Origin of the sequence: Pseudomonas sp. PSPC2-3, from assembly GCF_049898265.1 — a bacterium.
Taxonomy (GTDB): Bacteria; Pseudomonadota; Gammaproteobacteria; order Pseudomonadales; family Pseudomonadaceae; genus Aquipseudomonas; species Aquipseudomonas veronii.
This window is the reverse complement of sequence record NZ_JAFCXJ010000003.1, coordinates 491,281-509,355: the sequence shown is the minus strand read 5'-3', so window position 1 is coordinate 509,355 and position 18,075 is coordinate 491,281. Positions and strand designations below refer to the sequence as shown.

Sequence of the window (18,075 nt, the reverse complement as noted above, 5' to 3'; positions counted from 1 at the left end):
CTACAGGAAAAAGACAGGGGCAGCCGCCGACATTCATCATCAGCGGCTTACTCGCATACCTCAACATCAGTTATCGGATTCGCTTCGCATATAACATAAAGTTCAAGAATCTGATCACCTTTACGCTCTTGATGTACAGAGCGCCAGTTATGGGGAAATCGAATGGCGGACCGCTGCGCCTGCTCAAAATTTGCGATCCACCATACGCGACGAGTTGGCGGGATAAGCCCTTCAAAGCTATCGACATAAGTGCTCTCTGGATATTTATCCATCGGCATAGAAAAACCTTTGCCATTGGGTCGGCCTGATCGCCCATCCAAAGTAGGCGGCGTATATAATAAAACCCTGCTTCTGCCTTTATCGTAATAAATTGCAGCGTAAAATATATAGGGGTCATATACAATTATTGCATCGCCCGGCCTACGCCCTTGCTCATACTCAAGCATCAGCTCATTCATTTTATCAACCTGAACCCTACTTGGATTATTCATTGTGGTTTCACCCCAATAAAAATTCATCAATCCAAAAATTTCAACACTTAAAAATACCATAGCCGAGACTACAAACAACACCGCATTTTTAATTTTATCAACGGCCACAGCCATAACAACAGCAAGCATTACTGCCGAAAAAAACAAATATCGCTCTACAAACAAAGGTTTTACCAAAGAGATGAGAAAACCCCCTAGCACAGGAACAAAAAAACACACAGCAATTAACACCTGAGAAGACCATTTGCTTTTGTCATTGAAAAGAACTGCCAAACCACTTATCCAACACACCACGGGCAACATCCAATAAACCACGCTCTGATAATCCTTAGCATCCTCTAATATAAGAAATCGCCATATTGCGGAAGGCAAGCTGTACCACGTTACCTCTGAAATCCACCCTATCGCCCAAGTGTTATGAGTCTGATTAATAAAGCTCGGTAACCAGGGGGCAAATAGCAGAGCGATCGCAATATTTGCCAACCACCAAGCCGGAGCTGATATATAGCTATTCACTCCAGGCTTGCGAAACTGCAGAAACACAATGTACAGCCAGTGTGAAATCGCACAAAACACTGCAAAATAATGAGTATAAAACCCCGCCCCCATCAGTAACACATAGATCACCAAGTAGCCTGTTCTGGCAGAATCCCTGACCCAACACACCAGTGCGATTGTGGCAGCCGTTAGTAACAACCCCATCAGCGCATACATGCGTACATCCTGGCTATAGCGCACTGCAATAGGCAACAAGGCAAGAAATAACCCGGCTATCAAGGATGCCCGGCGCGTAGAGATCAGCCTGGCTAATACCATACCCAAAATTACATTCAGGACGCCTACGACTGCACTGAACCCCCTCATCCAGATTAAGCTATCGCTGCCCGCCCCCTGCATCACGGCCCGCAGTATAAAATAATAAAGAGGCGGGTGAACATCCACAGTGCTCAACACCCATATATCAGAGTACGAATACGTGACAAACAACAGACTAAATGCCTCATCAGACCAGATAGACGCACCCGTTAAGTTATAGAATCGGAGTGCTACAGCAAGCCCGACAATCATTAAAAAAAAAGGCAAATCACGCGTAAACCCAATTGAAGCCAACGTATTTTTTAGGTTCACTTACTCATCTCCGATTCATTATCCGGCCTTTGAAATTGACATTTACCTGAACTATTCAACACATCCTTCACCACATACCTCGGCCGATGCTTGGCCTCCATATAAATCCGCCCCACATACTCGCCCAATATCCCGATCCCGATCAGTTGCACCCCACCCAAAAACAAGATCGCCGTCATCAACGACGGATACCCCGGCACCGCATTGCCAAACAACACTTTGTCCACCACCAGATACCCGGCGTACACCAGCGCCAGCAGCGAAATACCGCCGCCGATATAGCTCCACAACCGCAGCGGCAAGGTGCTGAACGAGGTGACTCCATCCAGTGCCAGGTTCCACAGTTTCCAGGCGTTGAACTTGCTCTGGCCGACAGCACGGGGCGCGCGGTCGTACTCGACAATCGCGACGTTGAAGCCGGCCCAGGACAACACGCCTTTCATGAACAGTTGCTGCTCGGGCAAGGCCTTGATCACGTCCACCACCTTGCGGTCCATCAACCGGAAGTCGCCGACGTTTTCTTCAATGTGTGTGTAGGAAATACGATTGAGCAGGTGATAGAACAGCGACGCACTGCGGCGTTTGAGGTAGCCGTCGCTGGAGCGATCCCTGCGTTTGGCCAATACCACGTCGGCGCCTTTTTGCCATTCGGCCAACAGGTGCGGGATGACCTCGACCGGGTCTTGCAGGTCCACGTCCATCGGGATTACCGCATCTCCGGTGGCATATTCGAGCCCGGCGAACAGCGCGGCTTCTTTGCCGAAGTTACGCGAGAAGTTGATCAGCACCACGCCGCTATCGGCCAAGGCGATAGCCCGGGCATGCTCGGCGGTGCGGTCGGAACTGCCGTCGTTGATAAACACGATCTCAAGCGTCTGCTCGTGCAACGAGGCCTCTTGCCGCACGCTGCGGTAAAACACGCCCAGCGCCTGCTCCTCGTTATACACAGGCACCACCAGCGAGACCCTCATTGCCCACGCTCGCGAAACACCACCCACCGGGACAGCAAAAACCCGCACACCAGGCTGATCAGCGAAAACACCGCCACGGTGAGAATCCCCGGCACCTGCCAACGATCCGCCAGCCACCCCACGCCCAGGCTCACACCGCCCATGCAGGCCATGAACAGCGCGTAACGCGGCAGCGAAGGGGGCATGGCAAAGGTGTAGATCGCGTTGACATAAAACGAAAAGGACGCTGCCACGCAAAACGCGAGGACATTACTCACCGCCTGGCTGAGCTCCAATGCGGCCCGGAACACGAAAAACAGCTGCCAATGGATCAGCGTATTGGCGATGCCAATCACTGTGTAGCTGGAGAATCCCTTCCACAATCTGGTCATACCGTTGCCCCGTCAGGCCTTGCTCTAGCAAGCCACGGCGCCTGCGGTCCGTCTACTGTCAGAATTAACAGGTAGCCCCCCGCGCCATTGAGACATTCAGTAATACCCAGCCTTTGCAATCGCTTACAAATACCGCCAACCTGCGCCCGCTCGACGTGCGGCGTAAGACAACAGCCGCGCGCGCCAGTCATTACTAAACCTTTCGTACAAGAGCCCGCTGCCATGCTGAACGGACGCGACCCGCGCATCGATTTTTTTCGGGGCCTGGCGTTGATCTTCATTTTCTGGGATCACGTCCCCCACAACCCCCTCGGCCAGATCACCCTGCGCAACATCGGTTTCAGCGATGCGGCAGAGGTGTTTGTGTTCCTCGCCGGTTACGCCGCCGTTTTGGCCTACGGCAACGTCCTGCAACGCGACGGCTACTGGATCGCCTCGCTGAAAATCCTGCGGCGCGCCTGGGTGCTGTATGTGGTGCATATCTTTTTGCTGGCGATGCTGATGGGCATCGTGTTCTTCGCCAACAGCCATGTGGAAACCCGCGACCTGGTCGAAGAGATGGGCCTGACGCACTTCGTCACCCACCCGCAGCAGGCGCTCACCGATGAATTGCTGTTGCGCTTCAAGCCCAACCTGATGGACCCGCTGCCGCTGTACATCGTGCTGCTCGGCGGGTTGCCGCTGGTGCTGCCGTTGCTGCTGCGCCAGACCTGGGCGGTGGTGGCCGTGTCGTTGAGCGTGTACCTGCTGGCGCCGTGGATGGGCTGGAACCTGCGGGCGATTGCCGATGGCGTGTGGTACTTCAACCCCGTCACCTGGCAGTTGCTGTTTGTGCTCGGCGGCGCGGCGGCGATTCATGCCTGCCAACCACGCCCGGCAGAGCGCCGCGCGCTGCTGCGTCAGCCGCTGTTTGTGGCGGCGGCGGGCTACTCGCTGCTGGCCGCGATCATCACGCTGGCCTGGCGCTGGCCCGAGGTGCATGACGCGCTGATGCCCGCGTGGCTCAGCGAACGGCTGTACCCCATCAGCAAGACCGACCTGTCGCCGGTGCGCCTGGTGCACTTCCTGGCGCTGGCTTATGTCACCGCCAAGCTCTTGCCCCATGCCGGCTGGACCCGCCATTGGCTGGCGCAACAGAGTTGCCGCATGGGCCGCTATTCCCTGGAGGTGTTCTGTCTCGGCGTGCTGCTCGCACCGCTGGCGGACATGCTCAACGCCCTGGCCGGCGACGCGTTGGCCATGCAGCTATTCAGCGCGTTGGCAGGCGCGGTGTTGATGGGCGCTCTGGCGACCTGGCTGGAATTCAATAAACGCCTGGACAGCAGGTTGCAAGCGCGTCGCTCACTGCCCACGTCATCATTAAATAGATAGCCCCGGCCGTTTTCGCGACGGTGCTTCCATGCCCTTCCACTTATCGTGAAAGGGTATGGCTGATGTCAACTTATCAACGACTCAACGGGTTATCAGGCAACTTGCAGTCCAGCAGTTCCTGGTCACGGCAACAAGCCCTTGAGCAGATTCAGAACAACGTGATTCAAGCCATGAGCAGCTTGAACCCACAGGAAAAAGCCCGCTACGTCAGGTTGCAACGCGAAGCATTGAGCGCCTTGACCGCTCTGGAACACGCCCAGCAAGCGCTGACCCGCGACTTCAAGACTCAAGGCCTTGCGCAACTGCGGGAAAAAATCGGCGGGCGCGATCCCGAGCAATACACCCTGTTCACCCGCTACAAAGAGAAACGGGAGCAGGGCTTCCCCTGGGACCCGCCGCAGCCGCTCCTTCCGCTCAATACCGTGCCCCTGCCCGCCGCACGCTATCGTCGGGCCCATTACGACTTCCATTACATTGAACATCTCAAGCACATGTCGCTGTGGGAAGCGGCCTGCCTGAACTACGGTTTCACCCACTCCATTCACGGGGACTCGGGTTTCAGCCTGGTGGAAGCCAGCTATATCGTGGGGCCGGACAACGACAGAAGCCTGGGCGCACTGGCCTTCATCGAAGCCGCCCGCACGCTGGACCTGGGCGCTCAGTTGCGCGACAAAGCCCGTACCGCCATGGCGCCGGGCGGGCCGTTGCGCCCATTGTTCGAGGCGTCGGCCAAGGCCAGCCTGCTGTTCGACGTAATCGAAGCCTACCGCAACCGTGCCACTACCGGCGTCACCCTGGAGATCTACACGCGACTCAACGCCGCCATCGAAGGCACTGGTGCACAATTGCCGTTCGACACGCTGAACCTGAGCTCCGGTATCACCCCCCTGATCTCCGTGCCCTTCGTCCCCTGGGACAGTTGCATCCCCGTGCCCTTAATGCTGATTCGCGTGGCCAGCCTGGGCGTGTTGTCCTACTTCCCTTTCCGTCCCGGCGGGGCGTTGCAATACCACGACGATACCCAGGCCGCCGAGTACGCGTTTCGCACACAACTCACTGACAGCCACGCGAAAAAAGACTTGGGCTGGTTCTCCCGGCAATTGCCCTTGATCGGGCTGTCGGTGTTCAGATCACTGATCAACAAAGCGCCGCATCTGAAGGGGTTCAGTTGGTTAGGCGCTTATGTGTACGACGGTTTTCACCTGGCCTTCTCAACAAAGACCCTGGACAACATCCGCTTCAACACCGACATCAAATCCGGGCGCGCAATCACCCTGGTGCAGGCGTGTGCCTATCGCCAGATCCAGCGCTTTCAGTCAGACCTCGACACACTGGCGCAAACCCGCTCGGAAAAAGACTGGCAAGCCCTCAAAGATGCGGCGGCGGCGATTGCCGGTGAAGTGCTGCAGATGCTGCTTACGCCATTGCCCGGCGGCGTCACCGGCATGAACCGGGTCATGCAACTCGCGGTCATGGGCAGCCTGACCTACAGCGCCGCCCAGGGCGTGAATGAGCTGGCCAAGGGCGAAGCCAGCGGATTTGCCTCGGCGCTGGCCGATGTCACCGACCTGGCCGTCAGCGGCAAGCTGATCTCAACCGCCGGAAGGGCCCATCGCCAACGCATGCACGCGTATCTGGAAAAACTCGGCAACCCGTACAAAATCACGCGCGCCGACGGCAGTCATGGGCTCTGGAAAGCCGACGCCCAACCGTATGCCCACGACAACCAGCGCCTGGTCAACGGTATCACGCCCAACGCGTTGGGCATTTACACGGTCGAGGGTCACCTCTACGCCAAACTGCGCCAGGGCGAGATGGACGTGCTGATCGAAGTCAAATTCGACGACGCGCACAAACGCTATGTACTCACACGCGGTAAAGACGGCTACACCCCAGCGATCATATTCGCCCCAGAGCTCCAGGCCTGGACCTTCGATCTGCACAATGCCCATCTCCTGTCCAACCCGGAGTTGCTGCAACGCATGCTGCCCAACGGGGCGTCGACGATCCCGTCGGCCGACCTTGAACACATGCTACGCAGCACCGCCACCACTCGCGATACGCTGGACCGCGTGTGGCGCGCCCAGCCGGCACCGTTGAACCTGATCGAAGGCGCCCGGCGACTGCAGGTCGATCAGGTCATCCAGCAAATCATCGAGCGGTTCCCCCAACCCGGCCAACTGCCGGCGCATGCCGACAGCACGGTCTTCTGCCTGCTGACCCAACTCAACGGCTGGCCGACCGACACCCTGCTGCATATCCACGATGCACAAGGCACGCGGATCGAGACCTACGGCAAAACCGAGCAACCACCCCCACGTGCCCATGCCATCAACCTCAAGCGCCGCGAGGATGGCAGCTACACAGACCTCAACGACGCGGGCAGCGGCCCCGAGGGCAACGAGCACCTGCTTCAACTGATCATCCGCCAGCAACCACGCGACTCGGCCCTGGGTAAAGAGGACCAACCCAACGCCTCCGAGGACGCGCGCGTCAGCAGCGTACGCCAACAGGTTGGCGCATTGGCAAGCCTCGAGCGCCACGCGCTGTTTTCGGCGCTGTTCGATTACTGGGGCTACGAAAAAGCGGAACTCGCCGCCGCACCGGCGGCAAGACGGTTTCTGCCGGTCAAGGTGTCACCGGCCTTGATTACCGTCACGCCCTTGTTGAAAAAACTGCGCGACCTGAACCCGCCCCTGACCGCCGCCAACCTTGCGCGATTACTCGCCGAGCACCCGCTGACAGCACGCCAGCAAGAGGCGTTTCTGAGCGGTGGCACCCTGCCGGTAGCGTTCGTTGAAACACTCGATCGCCAACGTACCGCGTTGCGCATCGACGCGGTGATCGACAGCTTGTACAACCCCCGCGACTTCAATGCCGACACCGACCTCTGGGCCCGGGAATTTGCTGGCGCGCTGATCCGCGACACCCTCAAGCGTCCCTTCGTGGTCACGGATGTCAGCCAGGGCGAGACCTTCGTGCCCAGCGGTGCGGACGACCTCACCGTCAACCTGCGCTTGCACCCCGGCGGTCGCTACCAGGCCTATGACATCCGCAACGACAGTGAAATCCCCGTCTCACCCGCCCAAGACAGCTTCTACCTGGCCATCGCCTCGGTGCTCCACCCCCACGAACGTCAACAACTGGGCATGAGCAGTGTCACCGACGCCAAGGGCCTGCGCAAAACCCTGGGGGACAACATGAGCGCCCGACGCAACCCCCAAGGTCACGTCAGCCTGGTCAATGGCTCGCTGGTGCCCTACCAACACAACCTAATGCTGTCACCAGGCCTCAAACCCAGGACCGACGGGATCTTCATGATTGAGGGCAACGAATACCTGCCGCTGTTCGGCAGCCTGTTCCGCATCGTCTTCGATAAAACGCTGTTCAAATGGCGGCTCAAGCACCCGAAAAAAATCGGTGTCGACACCCCGCTCCTGGAGCACAACGGCCAGGGCACCTGGCGTCTGGCCAGCGAGAACCCGATGACCTGGGACACCCACCAGCTATTCCACCGCCTGGGGCACGAGGACTACGCGTTTACACAGGAACGGGCCAGTCAAATCCTCGCCCTGACCGACACCCCGGACCACGTGCTGCGCCAGGTACACCGTGCCACCCACCCGGTGCCGCCGTTGTTGGCCGACACCTGCAAACGCTTCAAGATCGAGCAACAGATTCAACACTTCATCAACGCACTGCGGGTGAACCCCAACACCCAGGAAGCCGAGCCGGCCCTGCAATTGCTGGTGATCTCCGCGTTGCCGGGATGGCCGGACAACCACAGACTGCAGATCGTCGGCCCCGGGAACGAGGTGCGCTATCAATACCCGGCCAGTGCGGGCCCGAACGCTGAAACAATCCTCGTGACCGAGCAAGACTACAGGGACGCCCGCCTGCTGAACCAACTCACCGGCTACGACACGCTGATCAATGCCTTGTTGGGCGAATTGCCCAGCTCCGCTGAAGAGCGCTTGTTCAAACTGGTGAAAAAAATCGTCGAGTTCGCCGAGAAAGAAACCAACCATCTGTTCAATTCGCTCTACCAAGAGAGCGAGCACCGCAGCCCCAACGTCGCGCGCGAACGCTTCAAGGCCGCACATGCCGACTTACCCAACAACACCGTCGACAGCATCCTCGGCCACGCAACGCCCCGCGAACTCAAGCAACTGCACGAGCACGGCAAGGTGAGCCTGCGCCTCGGCGAAACAGCCCGACTGACCGCCCACGAGGTGCGTCTGAACCGCGCCTTCGAGGGCTTGTACCTGGACAACCTGATCAACCCGGACAGCGACCGGATCATCCTGCACCTGCTCAACACCGTGCCCGGCTGGCCCAGCGACCTGCGCATCGAAGTCCGCGACCGACACTTCAGCGGCTCCAGCATCGAAGCCGCCGGCAACCCGGCCGGGACGCGCCAAAAAGTGCTGGTCAAGCAACACCAGGTCTACCACGCCTACGACTCACAAGGAGCGCCTCTCGCCACGCCCGCCGGCAGCGGCAGCAACCTGCTGTCAGCCATCATCCAGACGTTGACCGACACCGAACGGAGCACGCTGGGAATCACACATGAAGACGACCTCGCGCCACTTCAGGAGCAGATCGCCAAGCTGGCGCTGTCCCAGCGCGTGGCGATAAAAAGCCTGCTGGACCTGCCGCACCTGCAACCCTGGCTGCAACCGCCGATGGGCCTGGATCGCTCATTTCTGGTGTACCCCGTCTGGAACTGGCTGTGGCCATTCGGCGGTAATCGCGCGCCGGACCTGGTGAGCAGGGTCCAGGAACTCTACCCCCGGTTCGACAATGACACCGCCCGCGCCTTCATCCGCTGGCTCAACCTGGATGAGCCGGCCGCCCTGATCGAGCTTGACCGACGCCAGGCCGAATACAGCTTCCTGGACATTGAACTGACCCGCTGGAGCGACACCCCTCGTGACACCGACAACGACGAAACCGACCCACTGGGCCTCCATCTGGGCCGTCGTCGCCATATCGCCAACACACTGCGCAGGGCCTGGCGACGGGATGAGCCGCCACAGGTCTACATCGATGGGTTGTTTCATGCGGAGTCATTGACATTGCAACTGGACACCATCGATCTGCCCACGGCGGCCTTTATCAACGGGTTCAGGGGCTTCGAGCACATCGAGCACCTGAGTATCGCCGGGGACAGCTTCCCCGCCTCGGGCCATGCATTCCTCGCGCTCTTCCCAGGCTTACGGGCCCTGCAAATCGACTGCCAGTTGAGCGAGCTACCGAGCGCCATCACTCAGATGACGCAACTCACTCGCCTGAACCTGGAAGGCAACGCGCTGGTTTTAACCGAGGAGTCCGCCGCACGCCTCGCCGCCATGGTCAACCTGGAAAACCTCAACCTGGGTTACAACCCCCTGGGGATCACGCTCGACGTCACGCGAATGAGCCAACTCTCGACCTTGGATTTAAGAGCAACCCATACCCAACAATGGCCGATCGGCGCCGCAGATCACGCGAATCTGAACACCCTGTACTTGCAGGAAAACCAGATCTCCAGCATTCCCGAGCGCGTGTTTACCCACCCCAGAGCCATCATCCGAAATCGTTCGACGTTCCTGCATGACAATCCGCTGTCGCCCCAAACCTTGCAGCGCATTAGGCAATACCAAGTCGACATTGGCATGGCCGTAGGGGGCTCCCTCCCCGGCATCGCCCACACGCCGCCCGCCGAACGCGGCATTTTGCCTTGGCTGGTCCACCTGAAACCCTTTAAACACGACAGCGCCAGAGAACTGTGGAACGGTCTGTCAAGCCATGAAGGCGCCCGTCCCGATGATGTCTTCAGAGTGTTGGCGGACTTGACCAAGTCTCTGGAGTACACCATCGCTGGAAATGCACGTAAAAAACTGACATTCCGGGTCTGGAACCTGCTCGATGGCCTGAGCAACTCCACCGAGCTGCGCGAAAAAGTGTTCCTCAACACCCATGCGGCGGGCACCTGTGGCGACGGCGCCATACTGCTGTTCAACAACATGGAGCTCATGCACCGAGTGCATCAGACCCTCGCTCGATACGACGAAAACCGCATCGACCGCGAACTGCTCGGCCTGGCCAAACAAGTGTATTACCTGGAGCAGCTCGACCAGTTCGCCGACGATCACATCAGCCGCTTGACCGCGCAAGGGCGTTCGCCGGACCCCGCCGAAATCACCCTGTTCTATCGGGTGATGTTGCGCGAGGAATTCAACCTGCCGGTCCAGGCGGACCAAATGTTGTATTCAGTGGAGGGGTACGGCGTGGTCGACAACGATGTCCAACAGGCGCGTCAAATGCTGCGCGGGTTGAAGGATTCCCCTGGGCTGGTGAACGCATACAAAACCTGCGACTTCTGGCTCGACTACCTGGAACGACGCTTTCCCGCGCCCTTCTTGACGATCAAGGAAGTGACCCGCTACAAGATCGGGCTCTTGCAAAAGGAGCTGCCGGACAAACACTCCGATGAACACCTCGACCGCCTGCAAGCGCTGATCGACACGCAGACCGCCGAGCGCAACCGCCTCATCGGCCAGTTGACGGACGCCGCCCTTCACGCGTTGCCGCGCGACTGAGCGCATCAAGGCGGCCTGTGCGCCACAGGCCGTCTTGAGCAAGCGTTACGCCGAGCGCGCGACGCCTTGGGCAACCTGGGTCGGTTGCAATTTGAACGTGTAGAACAGCACCGTCAGCAGCACCAGGAATACCGGGCCGACATACAGCGCGACGCGGGTGTCCGGGAAGTACGCCATCAGGCCCACCACCAGCACCAGGAACGCCAATGCCAGGTAGGAACTGACCGGGTACAGCCACATGCGGTACTTGAGGCCCGCCTGTTCCGCCGGGCTCAGGCTCTTACGGAACTTGAGCTGCGCCAGCAGGATCATCACCCAGGTCCAGATCGCGCCGAAGGTGGCAATCGAGGTGACCCAGACGAAGACTTTCTCCGGCACCAGGTAGTTGAGCAGCACGCCCAGCAGCAACGCAGCGATCGACAGCAGCAACGCATTGCGCGGTACGCCGTTGCGCGAGGTGGTGCCGAAGGTCGCGGGGGCCTGGCCGTTCTGCGCCAGGCTGTAGAGCATGCGCCCGGTGCTGAAGATGCCGCCGTTGCAGGACGACAATGCAGCGGTGATCACCACGAAGTTGATGATGCCGGCGGCGGTCTTGATGCCCAGACGCTCGAAGGTCATCACGAACGGGCTGCCCTGGGTGCCGATTTCATTCCACGGGTAGATCGACAGAATCACGAACAATGCGCCGACGTAGAACAACAGAATGCGCCAGAACACCGAGCCGATGGCATTCGGGATGGTCTTCTGCGGGTTCTTCGCTTCACCGGCGGTGAGGCCGATCATTTCCACGCCCAGATAGGCGAACATCACCATTTGCAGGGACATCAACACACCCTGCACACCGTTGGGCATGAAGCCGCCGTGGGCCCACAGGTTGGAAATCCCCAGCGCCACGCCGTCATTGCCGAAACCGAACGCGATGATGCCGACGCCGCCGATGACCATGGCGATGATGGTGACGATCTTGATCAGGGCGAACCAGAACTCGAACTCACCGAACGCCTTGACCGCGATCAGGTTGATCGTGCCCATGCTGATCAAGGCCGCCAGGGCCCAGATCCAGCGCGGCACATCGGGGAACCAGACGCCCATGTACACGGCCACGGCGGTGATTTCCGCGACGCAGGTCACCAGCCACAGGAACCAGTAGTTCCAACCAGTGAGAAAGCCCGCCAACGGGCCGAGGTAATCCTGGGCATAGCGACTGAACGAGCCGGCGACGGGGTTGTGGACCGCCATTTCGCCAAGCGCGCGCATGATCACCAGGATCGCCAGGCCGCCAATGATGTAAGAGAGCATGATCGCCGGGCCGGCCATTTCAATGGCCTTGGCCGAGCCAAGGAACAGGCCGACACCGATGCAGGCGCCGAGGGCCATCAGGCGAATATGCCGTTCGCCCAGTTCACGTTTCAGCGGGCCGCCCTGAGCGGTCTCGCCATGAGGCAGGTGGTTGCCAACTGGCATAGGGGTACAACCTCGTCTTGTTATTGGATTAAGCCACCGAGTACTCGACGTCGCAGCAGGTCTGCCAGGACGCCTCACACCGGGTTCGCCTCATGGGCCAACCCGTCTGGCCATGGCCAGTTCAGCGGGGGTGCAGTATAAAAAGCTCAACCCAGGGTTTTTCACTTAATAAACGGCAAGATTCAGCGAGAACTCGCGGTAAAAGCGGCTTTTGTGGAGGGGCATTACCTGGATAGCGTAAGGATTTTCTCCGTTTGACGCGCGCCGAGTATTGCACAGCTTTGGTGCAGCGTCATGCCCCTACCTAGGCCGTATATACCCAGCCGAAGGCTCTGCTTCAATACTTTCAGCCCATCGGGCGGACAACGCGGAAGCCGGCCACGGCCGAACGGGAAGCATCGCCATACCCGCCGCCGGGCCGCCCCTTCACCATGGGGTGCTTCGATTGCCAGGACGGCAATCCCAGCGAAAGGATCTCCCCATGCCGACCACCCTCGACGTACTCCAACAAGGCCGGGCACGACGCCTGGCCGCCGATGGCCAATTGATCAGCGCGTTGTTCAATCACCTGACAAACGGCGACTCCACCACAGTGATCGTGCCCGAGCACTCCACCCTGGGCTGCTGGCTGCAGGTATACCGCCGCGCACTCAGCCGCCCACACCTGCGGGCCTGGGCCACGCGCCTGCCGGTGGACCTGGCCGGCCTGGACGTGCCGCTCGAAACCGCGCCGCTCGAACTGCCGGCGCAATCGGTGCTGAATTTCTATGGCTATCCCTACCCCGAGCATCGCGGCGAGCGCAGGGTGATCTCCCAGGCGCTCGATCAATCGAACAGTTTCGCCGAGCCCAAGGCGGGGCTGGATGACGGGTTGAAGCGGTTGAATCAAGACCGGCAACAGATCGCCGACCAACTGCAAGCCCTGCTCGACGACGACGATTTCAGCCTGTTTTCCTGCTACAGGAGCTATTTCAAACTCGACTCCGGTTCGTTCTGGGCCACCGCCCAGCAAACCGGCGCCGCGTTACTCGACGCCATCACCCGCAACCCGTCGTTCCTGGCGCTGGAAGCGGTCGACGGCCTGCAACCCGGCACGTATATGTTCGATCCCGCCACACGCCGGCTCAGCGGCAAAAAAGCCTGGGGCGGGCTGGTGGATATCGGCATCGAACAACTGCTGGCGCTGCCCCTGGACGGCCAGCTCGAACACCTGGTCGAAGTCGCCGAGCAGTTGGGGAGCTTTGTCCACCAGAGCGGCCAGTTCAGCCTCGCCCAACTGCTCAATTGCCATGATCTGCCGGTGCCCGACACACCCGCCGAAGCCCGCGTACTGATCGACACGCTGCGCCAGTCGACGGCGTTGACCACGCTGCCGGTCAGCGACCTGGCCAACGCCGATCTCGCCCTGATGCAGCACCAGCAGTGGCTGGCTCAGGACCATGACCGCGACGTCATGGCCGAGTGCTTGAAAGGCCTGATCCAAGCCCCGCCCAACGACCACGTGATCGACACGGCCAGCGTGACGTTGCACCCCGCACCGGACTCCGGCGCGCCGCACCATCCCGCCGTTGTCCCGCACCCCATCTGCGGCCCCTTCACCCTCCAGCAACTGCTGCAACAGCATGATCTTGCGCCACCGACCAGCGTCGACGAAGCCCAGGACACCCTGCAAACCCTGGAGATGAACCTGCCCCGCCGCCCCGAGTTCGGCGACTATCATGGGCTGTTGAGCGCCACACCCCACTCGCCGGTACGACTGCTCAGCGAACAGCGCCACAGCGTTCTCGCCACCGCCAATCACGGCCTGCCCGATGGCCACCCACGCCTGCTTGACCGCTTGTGCGGCACACTGCTGGGCGACCTGAGTGCTGACGCGATCCGCGCCCAGGCCGACCACTTGCTCAAACAACTGCTGCGGCGCGGACCGGCGCGGCAGTTGGGCCAACAACTGGTGACGGCGCTGCACTGGTACGGCCAGCACCCGGACGAAGCCGCCAGCCAGACCAGCCTCGACCTGTTGGTGTTGAGCGCCCTGATCCTCGACCTCGACCCTGGAGCCGGCGAAGCAGGCGCTCCCATCGCCGGTTTCGAGCTGAGCGCCCACGCGGGCAAGCCACATGGTGAAGTGCGCCAAGACCTGGAACTGCATTTGGTGCGAACCTGCAAGGTCTCCACCCGCGCTGCGCCTCTCGCCGCCCACCTGTTGCTGGCCGGCGCCGCGCCGGAGTTTCTGGTGCGCGGGCTGCCCGCGACGATGCGCTTTCGCAGCTCGATCGCCTGGATGAGTTTCAAGCAAGGGGTCTTGATCGCGCAGGCCATGGCGCCCGGCTCACCGCGCCAGCTGAGCTACCACGACATGCTCGCCCTGGCATCCATGCCCGCCACGACCGGCCAGCAACAACAGTGGCGCGAATACCTCGCCACCCGCACCCTGCTCGACTGGGCCATCACCGTGGGCGAACTGCCCGAACGCGACAACACCGCCTACCTCGCGCATGAAATCGACGCGCTGAAGCTGCGCCTCAGCCAACGCCTGCACGCCTTGAAGGCAGCCCTGATCACCTTTGCCGACGCGCCACCGACCCGCCGCAGCATTGCCCTGGCCGACCTGAAAAACCTATTCCCCAACCAGACGCTGCTGGACAAAGCCTGCCTGTGGCGCCCCGTCCCGCCGCTCGCCGGCGGCAGCCTGCGCTTCCCGATGCACCATCACGAGCGCCGGAACTACAGCCTGCACAGTCTGGTGGAGTTGCACATGGATGGCCAACTGGGCGACAGCCGCTGGCAGTCCACCGAGCCCCAACTGGACCTGGCACAACTACGCCCATCGTTCGGGCGCCTGGGCAACATCCATCAACGCTTCGACAGCGCGTTCGCGGCCTACATCGAACGCCTGAAGCAGGCCTACAGCAGCCTGATCGAAGACCTGCTGGCGCAACTGCCGCTGGCCGACCGACACCACCTGCAACAGGCCGACTTGCAGCTGTTGGTGCTGAAAAAAGAACCCGGCAAAGACCTCGCCCTGCTGAGCCCGGAGGAAGCGTTGGCGCGCAGCGCCCGAATGGGCGTGATCCTGCGCGGCACATCGCCCAGCGCGGTGCAGGAATACGAGCTGTTCCCGCTGTTGAACCGCGTCGACAAACGCCGCGGCGCACCGCTGGCATTCCACGAGGGCGGCACGCTGATGTCGGTGGCCACCGGCACTCCCCACGCCACCCGCCCGGTCACCCAACTGCTGATGGGCGATGAACTGCCGCTGGACTGGGACGCCTATGCCAACGGGCGCCCGCCACGGCCGGGGGTGCGCGCCAAGGTCATTGTGCAGACGCTGTGGTCATCCAGCCCGCCCCCCGCCCAACCGCCGACGACGACGGCGTTGACCTACGGTTCGACGCTCAACCGCGCCATTGCCCAAGCCATCGTGCGCGAGCACTTCTTCCTCGAAGTCGACGCCTTGCACCTGCAAGCCCGGGGGACCACGCAGCGCGAGCAGATGCAACAGCGCTGGGATCGATTGTGGACACGCCTCAAAGCCCTCGTGCCGTTCTGGTCCTGCGCCGAGGACCTCGGTTCCGGCGACACCCGCCGTGTCATCGACGGCGGCTACACCTGCTTTATCGACCTGTTGGCGCTGCTGTTCCCCACCCAGCGCTTTCTCACGGCGTCCCTGGCGGTGTTGAAAAAAACCGCGCCGTTGCCGATCAAACTGCTGCAATTGGCCCGTTTGAGCGGCGCCTTCCTCAACACCGCGCTGAACCCGCTGGACGGCCTTCCGGGCCTGTTCAGGCTGGCTCGCAGCGGGGTGATCCGGCTGAGCGGCGGCGCGCGGAAAATCCTCCACACGGCTATCGAACAGGTTCAACGTCGCACCGCCGACCGGTTCCTGCTCGACTACCCCCGGCTGCTCGCCGGAGCCGACCTCGGCAGCGGCACGCTGCTGCGCGGCAGCGACCTGCTGCGGATCAATGCGCTGCTGCACAAAAAACACTGGTACCCGTGCCACCCGTTCACCGGCAAACCCTATGGGCCGCCGAGCCACACCTTTCGCCTGGACAGCGCCCTTGGCGTGGCGCCGATGCAAAACGCCCGCGGGCAGCAGGTGCTGGTCAGCGAACGGCTGTTCGCCACCCAGCCGCTGCTGATTGCGCGTCGCGACGCCACTGACCTGCTCGACGGCGACAACCTGTTCCGCCTGGAGCACCAGGCGCCGACCCACCTGGACGACCTGGCCTCGCCCGCCTACTTCAAGGCCGCCGAAGGCTTCGACAGCCTGTGCGGTGCGGCGCGCAGCAAACGCAGCCCGATCCCACTGATCTGCTTCACCAAAAAACTCACCGCGTTCAACGCCTCGATCCAGCAACGCCGCGCCCAGGCCATCGAGCACCTGCGCCTGATCCCCGCCCCCGCCGTCGGCCCTGACCCGCGCAAGCTGGTTCACAACCGCCGGCTGTACGAAGCGATGCCCCAAGGCACCAGCTTTGAACTGACGCCAGTGGCCAGGACCGCGCCGCTGACCTACAAGCCCCAGCTCACCGGTCGGCTCATCGCCAACGAAGCGCAATTCGGCCTGCCCAACAATCAGTTGGACAATCAACTCAACCGCGACACGCGCGTGGTCGAGCTGACCGGGCTGACAGTGGGCACCGATGACAGCCGAACCCTGCGTGCCATGGCGATCGAACTGACCCCGGCGGGAGGCACGCGGATTATCGTGGAGGCCGACGCCGGGGTCTTTTACGAAGGCATCGCCATCGCCCCCGCTCCGGCGATGCTGTTCAACCGCCTGGACTTCAACCTCGGCGGTGAACCCGAACAGCTGATCCGCGCATTCAGCCAGCGCAAGCTCGACTACTTGAGCGCCGCCGGGTTTGTGCATAACCGCCCGTTGGTCACACTGCCCACCCTGGAGGTACTGAGCCAACAACTGGCCAGGCGCGGCTTCGGTGCGGCCAAACTCAAGCGCCTACTCGAGCAGTCACGCGGCCTGCGGGTTATCAAGCAGCGCGAGTTGTTGCTCAACGCCAGCGATCAGGGGCAGCGCCTGGGCATGAGCGTGGCCGTCACACCCTTGAAACTCGACACCTGGCCGCCCTACCTCGCCCAGCCTGGCCAGACCCTCAATCAATACCTGGCCAGCAAGGCCCAGGCCAGCACCGTGGCGTTGGTCAAAAGCACCGGGATCGGCTCGGCCAACATCGTGGGCACGGGGGTCGACGAGCTGGAACGGCTGGCCATCGCCGAACCGCTGGTGATGTGGCAGTACAGCCGGGCGGGCCAGCCCAACTACACCGAAGTGATCCTCAAGACCGGTGCAGGCAATTGCGACCAGATGGCCCACGTGGCGAGCGAACTGATCAGGTTCAACGGCGGCGCCGCGCGCGTCTGGGGCACCAGCCCGCCCGCCCACGCGTTTGTGGTGGTGGGGAACCCGCCGGCGACGCTGGGCTCGACCCTGGACTTCAGCGAAGCGGGCTGGGTCGGCCTGTGGATATGCGACCCCTGGGCAGCCATCGTCTGCCCGGCAAGCGACTATGTGCGTCAACTCAACGTCAAAATGCACATGTGGTACCTGGAAGACATTTCGGTGTTTTTCAACGATCGCGGCACCTACCGCTGGGGCCAGGCCAACGACCGCAACTGGCTGGCGCTGCTGCGCAATGGCGTGAAACGCCCGCAGCCGTGAGCCGACACATTT

Annotated in this window: 7 protein-coding genes; 3 read left to right on the top strand and 4 right to left on the bottom strand. The window is 61.2% G+C overall.

The window, feature by feature from the left end; all coding sequences use genetic code 11:
• Nucleotides 1-47: 47 nt before the first annotated feature.
• From ACP7E3_RS09690 to ACP7E3_RS09680, 3 genes are read right to left on the bottom strand one after another with little or no spacing between them, the layout of a single operon-like run.
• On the bottom strand, nt 48-1,619 hold the full coding sequence (locus tag ACP7E3_RS09690) for a glycosyltransferase family 39 protein (protein WP_426122968.1): 1,572 nt from the start codon (nt 1,617-1,619) through the stop codon (nt 48-50).
• Nucleotides 1,616-2,590, bottom strand: a complete 975-nt coding sequence (locus ACP7E3_RS09685) for a glycosyltransferase family 2 protein (RefSeq protein ID WP_046384564.1) — start codon at nt 2,588-2,590, stop codon at nt 1,616-1,618. The genes ACP7E3_RS09690 and ACP7E3_RS09685 overlap by 4 nt, the downstream gene beginning before the upstream one ends.
• Complete coding sequence (locus ACP7E3_RS09680) at nt 2,587-2,961, bottom strand: GtrA family protein (RefSeq protein WP_046384565.1); 375 nt, start codon at nt 2,959-2,961, stop codon at nt 2,587-2,589. Before ACP7E3_RS09680 ends, ACP7E3_RS09685 begins: the two co-directional genes overlap by 4 nt.
• Before the next feature lie 222 nt (nt 2,962-3,183).
• On the opposite strand from ACP7E3_RS09680, the gene ACP7E3_RS09675 reads away from it, so the two are divergent.
• Both ACP7E3_RS09675 and ACP7E3_RS09670 read left to right on the top strand, forming a co-directional pair.
• Complete coding sequence (locus ACP7E3_RS09675) at nt 3,184-4,332, top strand: OpgC family protein (protein WP_426122965.1); 1,149 nt, start codon at nt 3,184-3,186, stop codon at nt 4,330-4,332.
• A 62-nt stretch (nt 4,333-4,394) separates the two neighbouring features.
• Nucleotides 4,395-10,916, top strand: coding sequence for an NEL-type E3 ubiquitin ligase domain-containing protein (locus tag ACP7E3_RS09670; protein ID WP_426122963.1), 6,522 nt, complete (start codon nt 4,395-4,397; stop codon nt 10,914-10,916).
• A gap of 45 nt (nt 10,917-10,961) precedes the next feature.
• On the opposite strand, the gene ACP7E3_RS09665 is transcribed toward ACP7E3_RS09670, so the two are convergent.
• On the bottom strand, nt 10,962-12,380 hold the full coding sequence (locus ACP7E3_RS09665) for an amino acid permease (RefSeq protein ID WP_017844578.1): 1,419 nt from the start codon (nt 12,378-12,380) through the stop codon (nt 10,962-10,964).
• A gap of 481 nt (nt 12,381-12,861) precedes the next feature.
• Between ACP7E3_RS09665 and ACP7E3_RS09660 the strand changes: the two genes are divergently transcribed.
• Entirely contained in the window at nt 12,862-18,063 is a 5,202-nt protein-coding gene (locus ACP7E3_RS09660; protein WP_426122961.1) for a hypothetical protein, read from the top strand.
• Nucleotides 18,064-18,075 lie beyond the last annotated feature (12 nt).

Bases quoted from the DNA above. Each gene is read 5' to 3' on its own strand.
- ACP7E3_RS09660 (WP_426122961.1), top strand. From the start codon at position 12,862: ATGCCGACCACCCTCGACGTACTCCAACAAGGCCGGGCACGACGCCTG.
- ACP7E3_RS09675 (WP_426122965.1), top strand. From the start codon at position 3,184: ATGCTGAACGGACGCGACCCGCGCATCGATTTTTTTCGGGGCCTGGCG.
- ACP7E3_RS09680 (WP_046384565.1), bottom strand. From the start codon at position 2,961: ATGACCAGATTGTGGAAGGGATTCTCCAGCTACACAGTGATTGGCATC.
- ACP7E3_RS09670 (WP_426122963.1), top strand. From the start codon at position 4,395: ATGTCAACTTATCAACGACTCAACGGGTTATCAGGCAACTTGCAGTCC.
- ACP7E3_RS09665 (WP_017844578.1), bottom strand. From the start codon at position 12,380: ATGCCAGTTGGCAACCACCTGCCTCATGGCGAGACCGCTCAGGGCGGC.
- ACP7E3_RS09685 (WP_046384564.1), bottom strand. From the start codon at position 2,590: ATGAGGGTCTCGCTGGTGGTGCCTGTGTATAACGAGGAGCAGGCGCTG.